Origin of the sequence: Ochrobactrum quorumnocens, from assembly GCF_002278035.1 — a bacterium.
Classification (GTDB): Bacteria; Pseudomonadota; Alphaproteobacteria; order Rhizobiales; family Rhizobiaceae; genus Brucella; species Brucella quorumnocens.
This window is the reverse complement of sequence record NZ_CP022604.1, coordinates 2,333,980-2,352,867: the sequence shown is the minus strand read 5'-3', so window position 1 is coordinate 2,352,867 and position 18,888 is coordinate 2,333,980. Positions and strand designations below refer to the sequence as shown.

The window sequence follows — 18,888 nt, the reverse complement described above, 5'->3', positions numbered from 1 at the left end:
TAAATGCCAATTTTCAGGCGCGCGGATGCGCCTTGTCATAAACTTCGAGAAGTCGCGCCGTATCGACGCCGGTATAGACCTGCGTGGTCGACAGGCTCGCATGGCCCAGCAATTCCTGAATGGTGCGCAGATCACCACCGCGACCCAAAAGATGCGTGGCAAAAGAATGGCGCAGCGCATGTGGCGTTGCAGTATCCGGCAGACCAAGACCGGCACGGAGCTTTTGCATTTCTCGCTGGATGATTGCCGAATGCAGTATCCCTCCCTTGGCACCGCGGAACAGCGGCTTTTCGACGGAAAGATCAAACGGACAAAGCGCGCGATATTGTGCGACCGCACGATGCACCGCCGGAAGCAGTGGCACTATGCGTGCCTTGCCGCCCTTACCAGTGATTGAGATCGAGAGGGCGGAAGCGTCATTGAGCGCGTCACCGGCAAGCCCAAGCGCTTCCGAGATACGCAGACCACAGCCATAGAGAAGCGTCAGGACCGCAGCATTGCGTGCTGCAATCCACGGCTCCTCTGCCATCTGTCCATCAGCTGCAACAACACGGCACGCATCTTCTGCGGTGAGGGGCTTTGGCAGCGATTTTGGCTGGCGGGGCGCACGTATCGCAGCCGCACCAGCCGCATTGACCAGACCACGTTTTTCCAGATGCCGCAGCAGTGACCGTACACCGGCAAGACCACGACCAAGCGTGCGCGCACCCACGCCATCATTGCGGCGATTGGCAAGAAACGAACGCAGATCAGCAACACGCAGATTACCGACATCCTTGATTGAGGGCGGTTCTCCCAGATGATGGGTTAGAAAATGCAGAAACTGGCGCGTGTCGCGTTCATAGGCTTCAAGCGTGTTTTCGGAAAGACGGCGCATATCTTTCAGCGTTTTCAGCCATTCTTCGCGCGCGGCCGCAAGATCGGCGCGGGCCGGGATCAGGATTTCGCTCTGTGTCGTCATGGCCGGGTTTCACTGCTTCCATTACAATCTACCCAGTTTGCCATTGATAGGTTGCCCAGCCGTAAAGATGCGAAATTGTATTTTTCTTGGCGTTTTTACAGGAAATTGAGTAAGCGGTATAAAACAGCCCTTAATTACGGAAATTTTCATGTCGCGCCCAGAGAACCCTATTCAGCTTGCCGTTATTGGAGCCGCCCATGGCATACGCGGCGAAGTCCGGGTCAAGACATATACCGACGACCCGCTGGCGATTGCCGACTATGGCCAGCTCTATGATGCACAGGGCAAAGCCTATGAGGTGCTTGAGGCACGTTCGGCCAAGACTGTGGTGGTTGTACGCTTTAAAGGTGTTAATGATCGCAATGCTGCCGAAGCGTTGAACGGAACCGAGCTTTTTATCGATCGTTCGCAATTGTCGGATGATGATCTTGATGAGGATGAGTTTTTTCAAACTGATCTGATTGGCCTTGAAGCACTTGATGCTGACGGCAAGTCTTATGGCGTTGTCAGTGCCGTTTTCGATTTTGGCGGTGGCGATCTGATTGAACTGAGCCTCAAGGGCAAGCGCCCCATGCTGATCCCTTTCACGGAAGCAGCAGTACCGGAGATCAATTTTGAGGAAGGCACGATACGTGTCGATCCGCATGCGGCGGGGTTGATCGCGGACGAAGACGACAATCCACTTCGTGAAGATAACAAGCCCCAGAGCGAAAAGAAGCGGCCGAAGAAATCATGATCGATCTGCCTGAGACGGATAGAGCCGAGCAGACATTTCATGCTTCCGTTCTGACGCTTTATCCCGAAATGTTTCCCGGACCATTGGGTATTTCTCTGGCTGGCAAAGCACTCGCCGAAAGCACATGGTCGCTTGATACGGTGCAGATCCGTGATTTTACCGAGGGCAAGCACCGCATGGTTGACGACACACCTTCCGGTGGCGGGGCAGGCATGGTGATGAAGCCGGATGTTGTGGCGCGTGCGCTTGATTCGGTCGCGGATAATCGCCCTATGCTGTTGATGAGCCCGCGCGGTGCGCCACTGACGCAGAAGCGCGTGCGTGAACTGGCGGACGGTCCGGGTGCTATTATCCTTTGCGGACGCTTTGAGGGCGTGGACGAGCGGGTGATCGAAGGGCGTGAGCTCGAAGAAATATCGATCGGTGATTATATCCTTTCGGGTGGCGAGACAGCGGCAATCGTATTGCTCGACGCTATTGTGCGTCTTCTTCCGGGCGTCATGGGCAATCGCGAATCGGGCGAAACGGAAAGCTTCGAGACCGGACTTCTAGAGCATCCGCATTATACGCGCCCGCAGGTTTGGGAAGGGCGATCCATCCCTGAAATCCTGACATCCGGGAATCATGGCGCGATTGATAAATGGCGGCATACTGAGGCTCTACGCATCACAAAGGAACGGCGTCCTGATCTTTGGGAAGCCTATCGAGAGGCCAAACGCAAATGAACCTGATCCAGCGGCTTGAAAGTCTTTCGTTAGCGCTGCTGGCGCTCGGCGCTTACTGGATCAGTGGCGTGAGCTGGTGGCTTTTCGCGATCCTTATTCTCGCGCCGGATCTGTCGTTCTTTGCCTATCTGAAAGGCCCACGCACAGGTGCGGTGGTTTATAATATAGCGCATAGCTGGATTGGCGTGGTGCTGCTGTCTGTGCTGGGCTGGGTGATGAGCTGGCCGCTTTGCTTTGCGATTGCTCTTATCTGGGCCGTACATATTGGCGTGGATCGTGCGCTTGGGTTTGGTCTCAAATACGGGACCGGCTTTAATGATACCCATCTTGGGCGTATTGGCAGTTGAATAAAAATGCCCGGTGAATGCCGGGCATTTTTTGTTTAACGATCAGGCCATGTGGGGCTTTGCCACGGACTGTTGTTGTGCAGCGGATTTACGGAGCACAAAATAGACGCCACCACCAATTGCGACACCAAAGAACCAACCATAGGTCGCCCACCATGCAGGCAGGATATTGGTCGTCATCGGCAGGATCGATGAGAATAGTGCGCCAATTCCAAAAGCGATAAACGCTTTGATGTGCCAGCCATTTTGGAAACGGAATTCTCCATTCTCCTGATAAAGGTCGGCAACGTTTATCTTGCCACGGCGCAACAGATAATAATCGACCATCATGATGCCGAAAATCGGACCCATGGTGGAGCCTAGGAAGTTCACAAAATGTGCTGCACCCGTTTCCCATGGTGCGAACGGATAGAGAATAAGCGCGATCAAGGCCGCAATTACACCACCGCGTTTGAATGACACTTTCTGTGGGAAGGTGTTGGAAAAATCGAATGAAGCTGACACGAAGTTTGCAACCACGTTGATACCCAGCGTCGCTACTGTGAAGGTCAAAGCTGCTAGAAGCGCAAGGAACCAGCTGTCAAATTTCGCAGAAATCTGGTCAGGATGGAGAAGCACTTCACCATAAACCGTAAAGGCGGCGGTGGTCGTTACGCCTGCGACGAGACAGAATGCCAGAAGGTTGACGGGCAAGCCCCAAAGATTGCCACGGCGCAGAGAAGCCTCATCCTTCGCGTAGCGCGAGAAGTCGCAGAAGTTGAGATAAAGTGCTGCAAAATAGGTGATCCAGGTTGCCGAAACAGCAGCAAGCGCTGCAAAGGAGCCAGGTTCGCCGGTGACACCCGCATCCTTGGTCTTTTCAAGAAGGATATCGCGTGGAATTTCGCTGCCGAACGAGAATGTGCCCGACTTGATAAGAAGATAGATCGCAAGGATCAGCATCATTATCCAGACCGCGGGGCCTGCCCAATCCTGAAATTTACGTACCGTTTCCATGCCACGCTGGATGATGAGAAGCTGGGCTGCCCAGACCAGAACGTAGCACATGACTTCCAGTGTCGAATGGCCAAGCATGTGGCTGTTCTGATGGAAGGCGAGAACGCTTTCATTGCGAATGAGGAGGGCGACGATCGCCCCGGATGCGGCGGCAGTCTGCGCACCATACCAGAAACAGGCGACGATGCCGCGTACGAGTGCTGGAAAGTTTGCGCCGAAAGTTCCAAACGATGCGCGCGCCAAGACCGGAAATGGCACGCCCGTTCGCACACCGGCATTGCCCACGAGGCTCATCAGAAAGAAAATCACCAACGATCCGATCCCAATGGCGATCACAAAATTCAGGAAGCTGCCGCAAAGAAGAAAGAGACTTGCGGCAAGATAATAGCCCCAGAGGCTATGCACGTCCGATGTCCAGACGTTGAAAATGCTGAATGCGCCCCATTTTCGGTCTTCAGCCGGTGCTAAGTCCTCATTATACAATGAGGGTGATGGATTTTTGATAGTCATTTTGTCCCCATTTTAGTAGTAGCTTATTGAGATTGTTTGCAATTTAAGCTCTTATTGTTGACAATAAGAGTGGCACAGTCTTGGACTACTGGCTACGAAAATTTCTGACAGGGCGTGACAAGTTGATGGCGATGCTGTATGAGCCTGCCAGTTCGGGGAAATCCGACATCGTAATATCCGGTTCGGGCAAAGCCCGAGACGTCCGTAAACCAATAAATGGTGTACCGCTCCTGCCTGATTCTTTGGGCATAGCCGCAAGGCCAAGGTTGCTTGGCGGCAAGTGCAGAGCGCTCTGACTGTTTGAGAAGAATTCAGAAGGAGTCAGACGATGACCGACATCATTCGTCAGCTTGAAGCCGAACAGGCAGCAAAGATCGCTGAAAAGCGCACACTTCCAGATTTCCAGCCAGGCGACACCGTTCGCGTTCAGGTTCGCGTTACCGAAGGTACACGTACCCGTGTGCAGGCCTATGAAGGCGTTTGCATTGCCCGTTCCGGCGCTGGCATCAACGAAAATTTCACCGTTCGTAAGATTTCTTACGGCGAAGGCGTAGAGCGCGTATTCCCTGTTTATTCGCCAATCGTAGAAGGCGTTGAACTGGTTCGCCGCGGTAAAGTCCGTCGCGCGAAGCTTTACTACCTCCGTGGCCTCACCGGTAAGGCTGCTCGTATTGCTGAAAAGAAAGACAACCGCACCAAGGCCGAGCGTGAAGCTGACAAGCTAGCCGCAGCTGCCCAGGCGCAGGCTGCCAAGACCGCTGCTGAATAAGTTTTGAAGCAGAGATCTTTAAAAAGGCGGCCATTGGCCGCCTTTTTTGTTTGCCAAAATCAAAATGCTTCGCATAATATCGCGCATAATTTTGCCTAAATCACGCAAGATTATTACTGCGACACCCTGTTGCGGTTTCGCTTTCTTGACGAAACGCCAAGGTGAGTGCATATGACAGCTCAATTAAGAACTATTCAAAGGAACTCTCGCAATGAGCGCGCCGCGTACACTTTATGACAAGATCTGGGACGACCATGTAGTGGATCAGCAGGACGATGGTACCTGCCTCCTTTATATTGATCGCCATCTTGTGCACGAAGTGACAAGCCCGCAGGCTTTTGAAGGTCTGCGCTTGACCGGCCGCAAGGTGCGCCATCCAGAGAGAACACTGGCTGTTGTCGACCACAACGTGCCGACCTCGCCTGACCGTATCAACGGCATCAAGAACGAGGAAAGCCGTATTCAGGTCGAAGCTCTGGCCAAGAACGCTGCTGATTTCGGCGTTGAATATTATTCCGAGCGCGACAAGCGTCAGGGCGTCGTCCATATTGTTGGACCTGAGCAGGGCTTTACACTGCCGGGTATGACGATTGTCTGCGGCGACAGCCACACGTCGACGCATGGTGCTTTCGGTTCGCTTGCACACGGTATCGGCACTTCGGAAGTCGAACATGTTCTGGCCACCCAGACACTGATCCAGAAAAAAGCCAAGAACATGCTGGTGCGTGTTGATGGTGAGCTGGCCCCAGGCGTCACCGCCAAGGATATCACGCTTGCGATCATTGGTGAGATCGGCACGGCTGGCGGCACAGGCTATGTGATCGAATATGCCGGTAGCGCCATTCGCTCGCTGTCGATGGAAGGCCGCATGACGGTCTGCAATATGTCGATTGAAGGCGGCGCACGCGCCGGTCTGATCGCACCTGATGAGACGACCTTCGCTTACATCACAGGCAAGCCACGTGCACCAAAGGGCGAAACCCTTGATCAGGCGATTGGCTACTGGAAGACTCTGCATTCGGATGAAGGTGCACATTTCGACAAGATAGTCGAACTGGATGCTGCCAAAATCTCGCCAGTTGTTTCCTGGGGCTCATCCCCGGAAGACGTGGTGTTCGTCACCGATATCGTACCTAATCCTGATGAGATCAAGGACGAAACCAAGCGTGCATCGAAGTGGCGTGCGCTCGACTATATGGGCCTGAAGCCAGGCACCAAGATGACCGACATTACGATTGACCGCGTCTTTATCGGTTCCTGCACCAATGGCCGTATCGAAGATCTGCGTGACGCTGCACGTATGGCGAAGGGCAAGAAAGTTGCCGCTGGCGTAAGCGCAATGATTGTTCCGGGTTCGGGTCTTGTGAAGGAACAGGCAGAAGCCGAAGGTCTCGACAAAGTCTTCATCGAAGCTGGTTTCGACTGGCGTGAGCCGGGCTGCTCCATGTGCCTTGCCATGAATGATGATCGGCTTAAGCCGGGCGAACGTTGCGCATCGACCTCAAACCGCAACTTTGAAGGCCGTCAAGGCTTCAAGGGACGCACGCATCTGGTTTCGCCTGCGATGGCTGCTGCCGCTGCTATTGCTGGTCATTTCGTGGATATCCGCGACTGGAACTAAAGCATGTCGCAGTTAAATGGATTCATTTAACGTTCGCGAACATGCGGCAATTAAATGAATCTAGAGCGAGCACCATGGGTGCAATAAAACGCGACACGTTCTAATCGTTCTTTCGAGAGATTTTGAACAAATTTGAAAAAAGCCGCCGGAGTAATCCGTCGGCTTTTTGTGCTTAGGGCACTGTCTGAAATGAAAGGTTTACGTGCTAAATTAGCTGCATTTTTATGCTTTGAATGTATAATGCGTTAGAGCGCCGTGCGCCCTCGTGGCGTACAGAGGACGTTCTACTTTATTTAATCTATGCATCGGTCCAAGAGTATATATCGATTTCTGGAAAACGCGATGCGTGGGGTTGGCAAATGCTTCTTCAGTTTGGCTGAAACGAGCGGTCTTGTCGGGTAATCGGATCGGGGAATGCGGACCTATAGGAATGGTCCGTAGGCGTATGCCGGAAAGCGCGGATGGACGGAGCAGAGTTCATACTCCTGATCAATATGACCGTTTCGGGTCTGTTTGTGTTTACCTTTCTCGGTATTGCGGCCTTTGCGCGCGACAATGCTGCTGCACCGGTTTTTGCAATGGGCTTCGTTTTCGCGATGCTCTACTTCCTCACAGAACTGCTGATCCCATCGATCCCAAATCAGAAACTTGGCTATATGCTGGCCTTTGGCGCTTATTTCATGACGCTGGCCTGTCTGGTGATTGGACTTGCGCGCATGTACTCCTCGACGGTTCCATGGTGGCCGCTCGGGTTGCTGCTGATCGGATCACTGTCGCTGGTCTATGGCATTTACGACATTGCACGCAGCGAGATGGTTGGCCAAGTTCTGTATCAGTCGCCTTATTTCCTGACATTGATGCTTGCCGTCTGGGTGATCATGCGCGGGCGCTCAAACACGCGTGCACAAAATCGACCGTTTGGACGGTCCTGGGGCGCGCTTGATGGGCTCATGGCGGGGCTGTTTACGATCAGCGCCATTCATTTTCTGATCAAGCCAGTCTTGGCCTCGCTGGTGGGTGGGGTTGGTGTTGATCCGAACGACTATGTTCGCACTGACTATGCGCTGCTGGTGCAATCAATTGGAGCAGGGCTCTCGGTTGCGGCGGGTTTGCTACTTTTGCTGAGTCTCATGGGTGAATTGATTTCCGACGTCACGTTGCGCTCGGAAACCGATCAGCTTTCGAGCCTTCTTAATCGACGGGGGTTTGAGTTCCGGGCAGAAGCTGCAATTGATAAATCAAAGCGTGTTCGACAGGCACTCTCGCTCATTGTCTGCGATATTGATTACTTCAAGTCGATCAACGACACCCATGGACATGCGCTGGGCGACCGGGTGATTGCGGCTTTTGCCGATGAATTGCGCCGTTCGGCGGCCTCCAAAGGTGGGATTGCTGCGCGCATGGGCGGCGAGGAGTTTGCTGTTCTGCTTCCCGGCCATACGATCCAATCGGCATGGCGGTTTGCAGAAAGGGCGCGCCTGGCCTGTGCCGATATCACACTTCCCGGTGTTTCGGGCGATGTTGCCTTCGCAGTGAGTTTTGGTGTTACGGAAATGGAGTTTGATGACTACTTTTCCGATGTTTACAAGCGGGCCGACGGCGCGCTCTACGAAGCCAAGAAGAATGGCCGTAATTGTGTTCGCACAGCGCTACCGATGATGCTCGATGACAATGTGGTCGAGTTTCGGGGCATCAACAATGGCCGCAGGCTGAGCTGATTTCGCATGCAATGGGCTTTACTTTTATACCAAGGCGCTAAGACGCTAACCCATCACGCCTTGATAAAGTTCAAGCGCCACTCGGGCTTAATCAAAGCCTAATGAGTTTCACTCGATGCACTTTGGTATGGGCAGGGCTCTTGTCTACGCCCAGCACTTGTTTAACATTGAGATGTTTCCGATTTCAGGAAATATATTTTGAGGGAAAGATTGCTCATGACCGTAGATCATGCCGTCGATATAGCGCTTCTTCATCTGCGCGATGCCCACGAGTTCGCGCCGCTGCTTGCAAGCTATGCGCAGGCATTGAAGCGCGGCGCGCCGCGTCGTCCGGACGAGTTTTACGCGGAGCATTTGTTGCAGGACCGTGCTACCGAAATTCTGGGCGCTCGCGTTGACGGCGATCTCGTTGGTTTTGTGATCTTCTATGATCTCCCCGAGCCGGTATCGGGGCTTCGTGCAGGGCAGGTGGATCATATCTATGTGCATCACGATCACCGCGGCAAAGGCATCGCCAAGGCGCTCATCGATTTGCTGGCCGACAAGGCAGAAGAACGCAGCTGGTCGAAGCTGGTGCTCAATGCGCCGCGTGTACCCGAAGATGGTCGTAAGCTTTATGAGCAGATCGCAACTGCTGCCGACTGGTCGAGCTATGTGATTCGCTTCGGCAACTAGGCTTCATCCGCAAAAGTGGATGAAATTACACATGTTTTTGGGAATCCCGGTCTTCAATCGTTTAAATTCCCAAATCACGCGAAAGTGTCGTCCGGGTGCGACCAATTGTTAGTCTTTTCGTGAAAAAGCTTCTTTGACGTGATGGTAAAAGCGCAGTAGAAAGCGCCACATAGGGTCGTGCGACACGATCAAGCCACATTTTCTGGGTCGTGCCGGCGCAGGATCGAAAATTCTGTTCCCTGCGTTGTGAGCGACATCGAACTCGGTTTTGAAAAACCGGCCATTCGTTTCATTATGCCAAATAAAACTCCGGCACTATGAAATGGGTAGAAACGTCAGGGAAGCCCACGAGAGCCATGACACAACCGACCGTTACGCGTCAGCGTCCTTTGTCGCCACATCTGTCGATTTATCGACCGAAAGTCACGATGACGATGTCCATCATTCATCGTATCACTGGTGGCGCGCTTTATTTTGGAACCCTTCTGCTTGCTGCATGGCTGATCGCTGCTGCAATCGGCGAAGATGCATTCAACACGGTGAGCTGGGTTTATAATTCCTGGATCGGCTATCTGGTGCTGTTTGGCTATACGTGGGCGCTGCTGCACCATCTGGCTGGCGGCATACGCCATTTCATCTGGGACATGGGTGCCGGACTTGAAAAGCACACGGCCAGCAAGATTGCATGGCTGACGCTGGCCTTCTCGCTGCCTGCGACGATCCTTGTCTGGGTTGTTGCCTTCGCGGTGCGCTGAAAGGAATTCTGACATGAGCGATATGCGTACGCCTCTCGGCAAGGTTCGCGGTCTGGGGTCGGCCAAGGAAGGCACCGGCCATTTCTGGTTTCAGCGTATGAGTGCTGTCGCGCTCGTGCCGCTTGTTTTGTTTTTCATTGGTCTGGTTATCTCGCTCAATGGCGCGAGCTATGCGGAAGTGAAGGCCGTTCTGGCACATCCTTTCACAGCGCTCGTGATGGCGCTGTTCGTGCTGACCGGTGTCTACCACATGCGACTTGGCATGCAGGTCATTATTGAAGATTACATTCACGGCGAAGGCCTGAAGGTCCTGCTGGTTATGCTCAACACCTTCTTCACGGTTGTTGTTGGCGTTGCCTGCGTTTACGCGATCCTCAAGCTGAGCTTCGGAGGTTGAGAGCCTGATGGCTAGTGCAGAAAACAATGCAGCCAGTGCTGCGGGCGAAAAGTCCTATACGTTCGTCGATCACAAGTTCGATGTCGTCGTCGTTGGTGCCGGTGGTGCCGGACTGCGTGCAACGCTTGGCATGGCCGAACAGGGTCTGAAGACGGCTTGCATCACCAAGGTTTTCCCGACGCGCTCCCATACGGTTGCGGCGCAGGGTGGTATTGCGGCTTCGCTCAAGAATATGGGTCCGGATAGCTGGCAGTGGCACATGTACGATACCGTTAAGGGATCGGACTGGCTGGGCGATACTGATGCCATGGAATATCTGGCGCGTGAAGCGCCTGCCGCGGTCTATGAGCTGGAACATTACGGCGTTCCTTTCTCGCGTACCGAAGAAGGTAAGATTTATCAGCGCCCATTCGGTGGCCACATGCAGAACTTTGGTGATGGTCCGCCGGTACAGCGCACCTGCGCTGCTGCTGACCGTACCGGCCACGCCATCCTGCACACGCTTTATGGCCAGTCGCTTAAGAATAATGCGCAGTTTTTCATCGAATATTTTGCGCTCGATCTGATCATGACTGACGGCGTCTGCACCGGTGTTGTTGCCTGGAACCTCGACGACGGTACGATCCATCGCTTTTCCGCCAAGATGGTGGTTCTGGCGACCGGTGGTTACGGACGTTCCTATTTTTCGGCTACTTCTGCTCACACCTGCACCGGTGACGGTGGCGGTATGGCGGCACGTGCTGGTCTGCCACTTCAGGATATGGAATTTGTTCAGTTCCACCCAACCGGTATTTATGGCGCAGGTTGCCTGATTACTGAAGGCGCACGCGGTGAAGGCGGCTATCTCGTCAATTCCGAAGGTGAGCGCTTCATGGAGCGTTATGCGCCTTCCGCCAAGGATCTTGCTTCGCGTGACGTTGTCTCGCGCTGCATGACCATGGAAATCCGCGCTGGTCGCGGCGTTGGCAAGAACAAGGACCACATCTATCTGCATCTTGACCATCTCGATCCGGCTGTTCTGCATGAACGTCTGCCGGGTATTTCCGAGTCGGCCAAGATTTTCGCAGGCGTCGATGTGACCAAGGAACCGATCCCGGTTCTGCCGACAGTTCACTATAATATGGGTGGCATTCCAACCAATTATTGGGGTGAAGTGCTGAACCCAACCTCGGAAGATCCAGACCGCGTTCAGCCGGGCCTGATGGCTGTTGGCGAAGCAGGCTGCGCATCAGTACATGGTGCCAACCGTCTCGGCTCCAACTCGCTGATCGATCTGGTGGTGTTTGGCCGTGCGGCTGCGATCCGTGCAGGCGAGGTCATCGACCGCGCCGCCAAGATCCCTGATATCAACGAAGCCGCTGTTGAAAAGATCATGGATCGTTTCCATCGCCTTCGTTATGCCAACGGCTCGACGCCGACCGCAGAACTGCGCGAGAAGATGCAGCGCACCATGCAGGAAGATGCTGCCGTGTTCCGCACGGATGAGTCGCTTAAGCAGGGTGTCGCGCGCATGTCGACAATCTGGAAAGAACTGCCCGACATTAAGGTCAGCGACCGTTCGATGATCTGGAACTCCGATCTGGTTGAGACACTGGAGCTGGAAAACCTGATGGCGAACGCGATGGTGACAGTCGTTTCGGCTGAAGCCCGTCACGAAAGCCGCGGTGCACATGCACACGAGGATTTCCCTGACCGTAACGACGCCGAATGGCGTAAACACACCCTGTCGTGGCTGTCGCCAGATGGCGAAGTGAAGCTTGATTACCGCCCAGTTCATCTCGATCCGCTGACGACCGAGGATGAAGGCGGCATCAGCTTGGCCAAGATTGCGCCCAAGAAGCGCGTTTATTGATCGAGGGAATGAGCAATGGTTGAACTCGCACTTCCCAAAAACTCCCGTATGCAGGAAGGCAAGACCTGGCCGCGTCCAGATGGTGCCAAGAATGTAACGGAGTTCCGTATTTATCGCTGGTCGCCGGATGATGACGCAAATCCAAGCATCGATACCTATTATATCGATCGCGATGATTGCGGCCCGATGGTGCTCGATGGTCTGCTCTATATCAAGAACAAGATCGATCCGACGCTGACGCTGCGCCGTTCGTGCCGTGAAGGCATTTGCGGTTCCTGCGCAATGAACATCGATGGCGCAAACACGCTCGCCTGCACCAAGGGCATGGACGAGATCAAGGGCTCCATCAAGGTTTATCCGCTGCCGCATATGCCGGTGGTGAAGGACCTTGTGCCGGATCTGAGCAACTTCTACGCCCAGCACCGTTCGATTGAGCCTTGGCTCAAGACGGTTTCGCCTGAGCCACAGAAGGAATGGCTGCAGAGCCACGAAGATCGCCAGAAGCTTGACGGTCTTTACGAGTGCATTCTCTGCGCTTGTTGCTCGACCTCGTGCCCAAGCTACTGGTGGAACGGCGACCGCTATCTCGGTCCAGCTGTACTGCTTCAGGCCTATCGCTGGCTGATCGACAGCCGCGATGAAGCCAAGGGCGAACGTCTCGACAACCTCGAAGATCCGTTCCGTCTCTATCGCTGCCACACGATCATGAACTGTGCGCAGACTTGCCCGAAGGGTCTCAACCCTGCCAAGGCGATTGCCGAGATTAAGAAGATGATGGTCGAGCGCCGGGTCTAAATCCTGCTCTGATAAACGAATACGAAGGGAGGCTTAGCCTCCCTTTTCTTTTATTGATCTATTGGCAGAGACTTGATCTTTGCCGTTTCGCCGATATCTGATCTATTCAGTAGAGTTCACCGCTGCTTTGAAGGTCTTTCATGCTCGATCATATCGGTTTCAACATTTCCAGCATGCCTAAATCCCGTGCATTTTACGATGCGGCTTTGTCGCCGTTGGGCATCACTCGGGCGATGGAATTCGGTGAGTGGGTCGGTTATGGCCGCAACGGCAAGCCGGAATTCTGGATCGGCAAGCAAAAAGGCTCAAAACTTGAAGGCGTGTTGCATGTAGCTTTTTCGGCTGGCACGCGATCTGAGGTTGATCGCTTCTATGAGTCAGCACTTGCAGCAGGCGGTCGTGACAATGGTAAGCCCGGGCTGCGTGAGCACTACCATCCGGACTATTACGCGGCCTTCGTGATTGATCCCGATGGGCACAATATTGAGGCTGTCTGTCATTTGCCGGAGTAAAAAAGCGGCATAGCGCGCCGTGCGCCCGGCTGGGCGCACAAAGGTCACTCTGCAGTTTAGAGCGCATCCCGAAAAGTGTGAAACGATTTTCGGATAAAGATGCGCGTTAAAACAGATAATTAGAGCGGCCGATCTGATCCAATCAGATCGAAACGCGCTCTAAACTATAGAGTGGCCTGCTTTTTGTGGAGTGATCGCTCAGACGAGCTTCGCATCCAAAGTTACTTCAATCGCGCCCAGTGCCTTGGAAAGAGGGCAGGATTCCTTTGCTTTCTTGGCAAGGCTCGCAAAGTCGTCTGCTGAAATACCGGGTATGGTGGCGCTGAGTGTTAAAGCGCTGCGCGAGATTGAAAAACCACCGCCGGAGGCAGGGCCAACCGTTACAGCAGCGGTGGCTTCCAGCTTCTCAGGTGGCGTGCCGTGCTCTGTCAGAAGTGCGGAAAGCTGCATTGCGAAGCAGCCTGCATGTGCCGCTCCAAGCAGTTCTTCAGGATTGGTGCCAGCGCGCCCGCTTTCGTCTTCAAAGCGTGCCTTGAAATCGTAAGGCAAATCTTTCAACGCGCCGCTTTGCGTGTTGAGCGTGCCTTTGCCGTCCTTGAGTGTACCTTTCCAGACCGCCGTTGCTTTTCTGTCCATGGGAAACTCCTCTGTTTGGGGTAACACCTCACATAGGGCGTCTTGCCATCGCTTCCAGTGCTGGCTTCAGACGATCTTCCTGTTTGTGTGTGTGGCCCATGCGAGGGACAGCATCAACACCATTGTTATGAGCATATTGAAAAAGAAGCGGTCATAGGGCATCGGAAAATAGACGAACTTGCCGAGCATTCCGATGAACATGGCGAAGATAATGCCATTGAGCCGCGGAATCGTCGTGTTGATCCCGGCTCTCGCCATTGCCGCCCAAGCAACCAGCGATACCAAAAGGATTGAAGGCCAGCTTTCAAGATACAGAGCCAAAATGATCCCGCGAACATAGGCTTTGACGAGAAGCGCGAGTGAGAAGTCTGGCTTGAAGCCAGCCATTGAATGCTGCATTTCGATGCAGGTGAAATAGAGATGCGCCCACCAGCCGGTATGCCCGGTGTGACTTGATATAACGAGGCCTATGATCACCGATGCGACGAATGCTGCGAGCAAGGGGAGTTTGCGCCAGCCAAAGAGCACCGCAGCAATCAGCAGGGCAAAAATCATAATTATATTATCGGGCCTGATCGTGAATGACAGAACGAGCAGAATAGATGCGAGCCAGTCGCGCTCTTTCAACAGAGCAAAAATGGCTGCAAAGGAAAATGCGGCGAGAACGATGTCCGGAAAGACTGCCGAGGTCATTGGTCCAAAGCCTGCCAACAGAAGGGCAGGTCCGACTAGAAGACCGGCTTGAAGGGCGTTATAATAGGCAAGGATCGCGAGGATAATCAGACCAGAAGCAATGGCTGCTGCAAGACTGATGAGATGTCCTCCCAGGACGAGTCCTGTATAGGGTTCGATCAGACGCAACATTTGCACGTAACCGACCTTGACCCTGTACATGATGAGTTGTGACTGAAAGTTATCGGGACTTTCCCATTGGGCGCGACGGTAATCACCGGCGTATTTCAGAGCGTTGATCTCGTTTTGCGAGGTCGCAGCTGCGACCAGTCGCCATGTTTCGTCATGAAGCGCTACGGCATCAGGATAACGATCCTCTATCGCGGTGGCGATATAGGGGATCATGTCCCAGTTGTTGTCCGGTTTCGAGATGGAATAAATCACGGTGACAGCGATGGCCACCAAAACAGCAAGCGCGCCTGCAACCTTGGATAATCGGTGCAGCAATTCTGCTGAAAATAAGCCGCTCTGCATGCGGACGGCTTTGTCGATCAATCTGTCATCCGTATGCATATGCTCGCGAGTCCCCCGACGCCTAAGCTCGTGCGTGCTTTTTTCTAGCAGACGTTGAAGCCTTTGCCATCAGGAAGCATTGCGTTATTCCCGAAAAGTGAGGGTCCTTTTTCTGGACAGACTCTATCTATTTGTTTTGACGCATTTCTGAACGCAAAACCGGTTCCCAATTTTGCTGGAAATGCTCTAGGGTCCAGACTCAATTGAGCCACCATGTGACGATGGCAGCGATATAGCATGTGGCTGTAAAGTTCAGCATGAGCTTGTCATATCGTGTCGCGACCCTCCTCCAGTCCTTGAGGCGGCAAAAGGTGCGTTCGATGATGTTTCGGCGGCGGTAGGCAATTGGGTTGAAAGGTTTGATCCGCTTACGGGTCGGATTATTTGGAATGACCGGTTCAGTGCCGCGAGCTTTGAGAAAATCGCGTAACGCGTTGCTATCGTAAGCCGTATCGGCAGCGCACAGGTTGCTTGGCGGCAGTGGCTCAAGCAGTGGGATGGCAATGGGAGCGTCACCGCGCTGCCCAGGGGTTATTCTCAGTGCGACTGGGCGGCCACAACCATCGACAACAGCATGTATTTTTGTCGATCTGCCGCCTCGCGATCGACCGATGGCTTGAGCTTCCGCCCCCCTTTTCCGCCAGCAGCAGATCGGTGCGCCTTTGCGGTGGTGCTGTCGATCATGTGAATGTCGCGATTGGTCGTCTGCACCAGTGCTTCGAATAGTTGCCGCCATATGCCTTTGGCAGACCAACGATGGAAACGATTGTAGATGGTTGTCGAGGGACCGTAGACAGCGGGGCAATCCTGCCACCGACAGCCAGTGCGCAGCACATGGATGATGCCGCTAATCACCCGGCGGTCGTCAGTTCGATGCGCGCCGGGTTGGTTCGTTGGAAGCAAAGGAGCGATCACTGCCCATTGCCGATCATCAAGCCAGAATTCTCCTGCCATGCTCCAAAACTCCCGTTATCAGGAGAGTGAATCATGAAGAAGTAATTTGATCAAATGTTTAATTGGGTTTGGAGCCTAAATCGCTTCGCCCTGCAAAAGACGTGGCGTATCGCCTGAAAGGCCAGCTGCCTGCTTGATGAAGAAGGATTTGAGGCTTGGCACGCGGTCAACAAGGCCAAGGCCGATGTCGCGGATCGTGCGAATAGCGGGATTGTCGTTGGAGAACAACTTGGTCAATACATCGGTCGTGACACCCATCTGCACGGTGTCGAAGCGACGCCAAGCCTGATAGCGTTCAAGGGCCGCAAAGGAGCCAATATCGAGCCCAAGCCGATCTGTTTCGACAATCACTTCGGCAATGGCTGCAGCATCGCGGAAGCCAAGATTGAGGCCTTGGCCGGCAATCGGATGGATGCGGTGCGCAGCGTCACCGACCAGCGCAAATCGTGGCTTCACGAATTCACGCGCCAGTGTCAGTCCGAGCGGGAATGCGCGGCGCGGGCCTTCGACTGTCAGTGCACCAAGGCGATGGCCGAAACGCCGCTCAAGTTCGGCTTCGAAAATGAAATCGTCTTCACGAATCAGCCGTTCGGCATCTGCCGTGCGTTCTGTCCAGACGAGCGAACTGCGGTTGCCGGTAAGGGGGAGAATTGCGAACGGACCGGCAGGCAGGAAATGTTCATCGGCGCGGCCCCCATGCGGACGTTCATGAGCGACGTTGCAGACAATGCCAGACTGGTCATAATCCCAGTTGACCGTCTTGATGCCAGCGATGTCACGCAGGCGCGACTTTGCGCCGTCGGCTGCAATCAGCAGGCGTGTGATGAGCGTTTCGCCATTTGCCAGCTTGACAGTGACGGATTCGGGATTGGTTTCGAAATTCTCGACACTCATGCCTTCGATAAAGGTGATGCCGAGTTTATCTGCCTGTTTGTGAAGTGCGGTGTTGAGAACACGGTTTTCAACCATATGCGCGAACGGCTCACCGGGGTTAACGTCGCCTGCAAAGGTGAGGTACACAGGGCGGACAGGATCGGATGTACGGGAATCGGTGACAACCATTTCGGTGATGGGCTGGGCGTCGGTGACGATTTCCTGCCAGCAGCCAAGCTTGTCGAGCATCCGAGAGGCAGCGGCAGCAATGGATGACGCGCGTGGATCTTTTTTCCATGCGCCAGCTGGGGCGCCGTCAATAACCGTCACAGAAAGATGAGGAGCGGCAGACTTGACGGCAACAGCAGTCACAAGCCCGACATAGCCGCCACCTGCGATGATGAGATCGTTCTTGTCGGTTGTCTTTTGATTGCTATCTGCAGACATCGCTCGTTCCTTTCGGATATTCAGATCAGCCTTCGGTGAAGCAAAGGCTTCCACTTGACAGTTTCTCTTGTGCAGGCACAAACAGTTCACCGAGAATATATTGCCTATATAGGATTTCAGGAGACAGGCTGTCCATGTCCGATAATGAAAAGACTGGGTCCAATAATGAAAAGACCAACAATGAAAAACCGGGTGTATTGAAAAGCGAACAAACCGCGGCCATGCAGCAGCTGCTTGTAACGCTTGATCTTGAAACGCTTGAAATGGATCTTTTCCGCGGCAACAGCCCGCAGGTTGGCTGGCAGCGTGTTTTCGGCGGGCAGGTGATCGGTCAGGCGCTGATTGCTGCACAGCGCACGGTCGAGCCTGATCGGCAGGTCCATTCGCTGCACGGATATTTCGTGCGCCCCGGCGACCCGTCCATTCCGATTGTCTATGAGGTCGACCGTATTCGCGACGGCTCCAGCTTCAATACCCGCCGTGTGCTGGCCAAGCAGCACGGCAAGGCGATATTCACCTTGTCTGCGTCCTTCCAGATCGATGAAGAAGGTTTGAGCCATCAGATCGATATGCCGAAAGACCTGCCGATGCCGGAGCAATTGGTGGGCGATCATGATCTGAAAGAAAAGTATCTCCATCTGGCCCCTGCAGGCGTGCGCAAATACTGGGAGCAAGAGCGGCCGATTGAAATCAAGCCGGTTTCGCTCAAGCATTATTTTTCACGCGAAAAACTCCCACCCAGCCAGCATGTATGGGTGCGGGCGCGCGGCATCGTGCCCGACGATCGCGCATTACAGGCGGCAATTCTTGCCTATCTGTCAGATATGACGCTGCTCGATACGTCGCTGCATCCGCATGGGCGCACTATTTTCGACCGCGATTTGCAGGTGGCGAGCCTTGATCACGCGATGTGGTTCCATCGCCCTTGTCGGCTCGATGACTGGCTGCTGTACACGCAAGATACGCCAAGTGCTTCCGGTGCGCGCGGTTTCAATCGCGGCGCGCTTTATACGCGTGACGGTCTTTTGATTGCGTCGGTTGCTCAGGAAGGGCTTATTCGCGTGCACGAAAAAGATAAATGATTATATTTTAATCATCGATAAAGTCGACGATTAAATTTTACGCATTTGCGAAGTGGCTTGATCCAGCATGAAAAGCAAAAGCTGAATCCGATGAATCACTTAGAGCGGTTTTTCTGTCATCAGGAAGCCGTTCAATTTTTTTATGCTGATATTTTTTGCGAACTCGGTGCAACTTCCAAGCTTCACCAAAAAGCCCGGACTTTGGGCGAAAACTCCGTAATCAGCGCCATGTTTCCATCCGTTGTTGCGCAGTGAATACAAGAAAAAACGTATTTGAGCGGG

19 protein-coding genes and 1 pseudogene are annotated in these 18,888 nt (G+C 53.8%); 14 read left to right on the top strand and 6 right to left on the bottom strand.

What is annotated here, in order from left to right; translation table 11 throughout:
* Positions 1 to 13: 13 nt before the first annotated feature.
* Positions 14 to 961, bottom strand: a complete 948-nt coding sequence (locus CES85_RS20955) for a tyrosine recombinase XerC (protein WP_095447618.1) — start codon at positions 959 to 961, stop codon at positions 14 to 16.
* Between the two features lie 148 nt (positions 962 to 1,109).
* Here CES85_RS20955 and rimM point away from each other — a divergent pair, with 148 nt between their 5' ends.
* The 3 genes from rimM to CES85_RS20940 are packed head-to-tail and all read left to right on the top strand — an operon-like array spanning position 1,110 to position 2,769.
* The gene (rimM, locus tag CES85_RS20950) at positions 1,110 to 1,697 is read left to right on the top strand and encodes a ribosome maturation factor RimM (protein ID WP_095447617.1); all 588 of its coding nucleotides are present in this window, start codon (positions 1,110 to 1,112) and stop codon (positions 1,695 to 1,697) included.
* On the top strand, positions 1,694 to 2,422 hold the full coding sequence (trmD, locus tag CES85_RS20945) for a tRNA (guanosine(37)-N1)-methyltransferase TrmD (RefSeq protein ID WP_095447616.1): 729 nt from the start codon (positions 1,694 to 1,696) through the stop codon (positions 2,420 to 2,422). The genes rimM and trmD overlap by 4 nt, the downstream gene beginning before the upstream one ends.
* A complete protein-coding gene (locus CES85_RS20940; RefSeq protein ID WP_095447615.1) occupies positions 2,419 to 2,769 on the top strand; it encodes a DUF4260 domain-containing protein in 351 nt (116 codons plus the stop codon). Before trmD ends, CES85_RS20940 begins: the two co-directional genes overlap by 4 nt.
* A 42-nt stretch (positions 2,770 to 2,811) precedes the next feature.
* Here CES85_RS20940 and CES85_RS20935 read toward each other — a convergent pair whose 3' ends face one another.
* A complete protein-coding gene (locus CES85_RS20935; RefSeq protein WP_095447614.1) occupies positions 2,812 to 4,275 on the bottom strand; it encodes an NCS1 family nucleobase:cation symporter-1 in 1,464 nt (487 codons plus the stop codon).
* Positions 4,276 to 4,603: 328 nt separating this feature from the next.
* Here CES85_RS20935 and rplS point away from each other — a divergent pair, with 328 nt between their 5' ends.
* The 9 genes from rplS to CES85_RS20885 all read left to right on the top strand — a co-directional run bounded on the left by rplS (position 4,604) and on the right by CES85_RS20885 (position 13,369).
* The gene (rplS, locus tag CES85_RS20930; RefSeq protein ID WP_095447613.1) at positions 4,604 to 5,044 is read left to right on the top strand and encodes a 50S ribosomal protein L19; all 441 of its coding nucleotides are present in this window, start codon (positions 4,604 to 4,606) and stop codon (positions 5,042 to 5,044) included.
* Positions 5,045 to 5,255: 211 nt separating this feature from the next.
* Complete coding sequence (gene leuC / locus CES85_RS20925; protein WP_095447612.1) at positions 5,256 to 6,665, top strand: 3-isopropylmalate dehydratase large subunit; 1,410 nt, start codon at positions 5,256 to 5,258, stop codon at positions 6,663 to 6,665.
* A 461-nt stretch (positions 6,666 to 7,126) separates the two neighbouring features.
* Positions 7,127 to 8,383 (top strand): GGDEF domain-containing protein, encoded by a 1,257-nt coding sequence (locus CES85_RS20920; RefSeq protein ID WP_095447611.1) that lies wholly within the window; start codon positions 7,127 to 7,129, stop codon positions 8,381 to 8,383.
* Between the two features lie 216 nt (positions 8,384 to 8,599).
* Positions 8,600 to 9,058: a GNAT family N-acetyltransferase gene (locus CES85_RS20915; protein ID WP_024898536.1), complete on the top strand. Its 459-nt coding sequence runs from the start codon at positions 8,600 to 8,602 to the stop codon at positions 9,056 to 9,058.
* A gap of 356 nt (positions 9,059 to 9,414) precedes the next feature.
* On the top strand, positions 9,415 to 9,813 hold the full coding sequence (gene sdhC, locus CES85_RS20905) for a succinate dehydrogenase, cytochrome b556 subunit (protein WP_095447609.1): 399 nt from the start codon (positions 9,415 to 9,417) through the stop codon (positions 9,811 to 9,813).
* A gap of 13 nt (positions 9,814 to 9,826) precedes the next feature.
* Positions 9,827 to 10,210: a succinate dehydrogenase, hydrophobic membrane anchor protein gene (gene sdhD, locus CES85_RS20900; protein ID WP_095447608.1), complete on the top strand. Its 384-nt coding sequence runs from the start codon at positions 9,827 to 9,829 to the stop codon at positions 10,208 to 10,210.
* 7 nt (positions 10,211 to 10,217) lie between these two features.
* Positions 10,218 to 12,062, top strand: coding sequence for a succinate dehydrogenase flavoprotein subunit (gene sdhA, locus CES85_RS20895; RefSeq protein WP_095447607.1), 1,845 nt, complete (start codon positions 10,218 to 10,220; stop codon positions 12,060 to 12,062).
* A 15-nt stretch (positions 12,063 to 12,077) separates the two neighbouring features.
* Positions 12,078 to 12,857 (top strand): succinate dehydrogenase iron-sulfur subunit, encoded by a 780-nt coding sequence (locus CES85_RS20890; RefSeq protein WP_007872174.1) that lies wholly within the window; start codon positions 12,078 to 12,080, stop codon positions 12,855 to 12,857.
* A gap of 140 nt (positions 12,858 to 12,997) precedes the next feature.
* The gene (locus CES85_RS20885) at positions 12,998 to 13,369 is read left to right on the top strand and encodes a VOC family protein (protein WP_095447606.1); all 372 of its coding nucleotides are present in this window, start codon (positions 12,998 to 13,000) and stop codon (positions 13,367 to 13,369) included.
* A gap of 198 nt (positions 13,370 to 13,567) precedes the next feature.
* On the opposite strand, the gene CES85_RS20880 is transcribed toward CES85_RS20885, so the two are convergent.
* The 4 genes and pseudogenes from CES85_RS20880 to CES85_RS20865 form a co-directional block, all read right to left on the bottom strand.
* Complete coding sequence (locus tag CES85_RS20880; RefSeq protein ID WP_095447605.1) at positions 13,568 to 14,005, bottom strand: OsmC family protein; 438 nt, start codon at positions 14,003 to 14,005, stop codon at positions 13,568 to 13,570.
* A gap of 66 nt (positions 14,006 to 14,071) precedes the next feature.
* On the bottom strand, positions 14,072 to 15,232 hold the full coding sequence (locus tag CES85_RS20875; RefSeq protein ID WP_095447604.1) for a hypothetical protein: 1,161 nt from the start codon (positions 15,230 to 15,232) through the stop codon (positions 14,072 to 14,074).
* 286 nt (positions 15,233 to 15,518) lie between these two features.
* Positions 15,519 to 16,204, bottom strand: a pseudogene (locus CES85_RS20870) (IS5 family transposase); the annotation flags it as partial.
* 75 nt (positions 16,205 to 16,279) lie between these two features.
* Positions 16,280 to 17,524, bottom strand: a complete 1,245-nt coding sequence (locus tag CES85_RS20865) for a ubiquinone biosynthesis hydroxylase (protein WP_095448005.1) — start codon at positions 17,522 to 17,524, stop codon at positions 16,280 to 16,282.
* Positions 17,525 to 17,658: 134 nt separating this feature from the next.
* Between CES85_RS20865 and tesB the strand changes: the two genes are divergently transcribed.
* Positions 17,659 to 18,606, top strand: a complete 948-nt coding sequence (tesB, locus tag CES85_RS20860; RefSeq protein WP_095447603.1) for an acyl-CoA thioesterase II — start codon at positions 17,659 to 17,661, stop codon at positions 18,604 to 18,606.
* Positions 18,607 to 18,663: 57 nt separating this feature from the next.
* On the top strand, positions 18,664 to 18,861 hold the full coding sequence (locus CES85_RS20855) for a hypothetical protein (RefSeq protein ID WP_095447602.1): 198 nt from the start codon (positions 18,664 to 18,666) through the stop codon (positions 18,859 to 18,861).
* Positions 18,862 to 18,888: the final 27 nt, after the last annotated feature.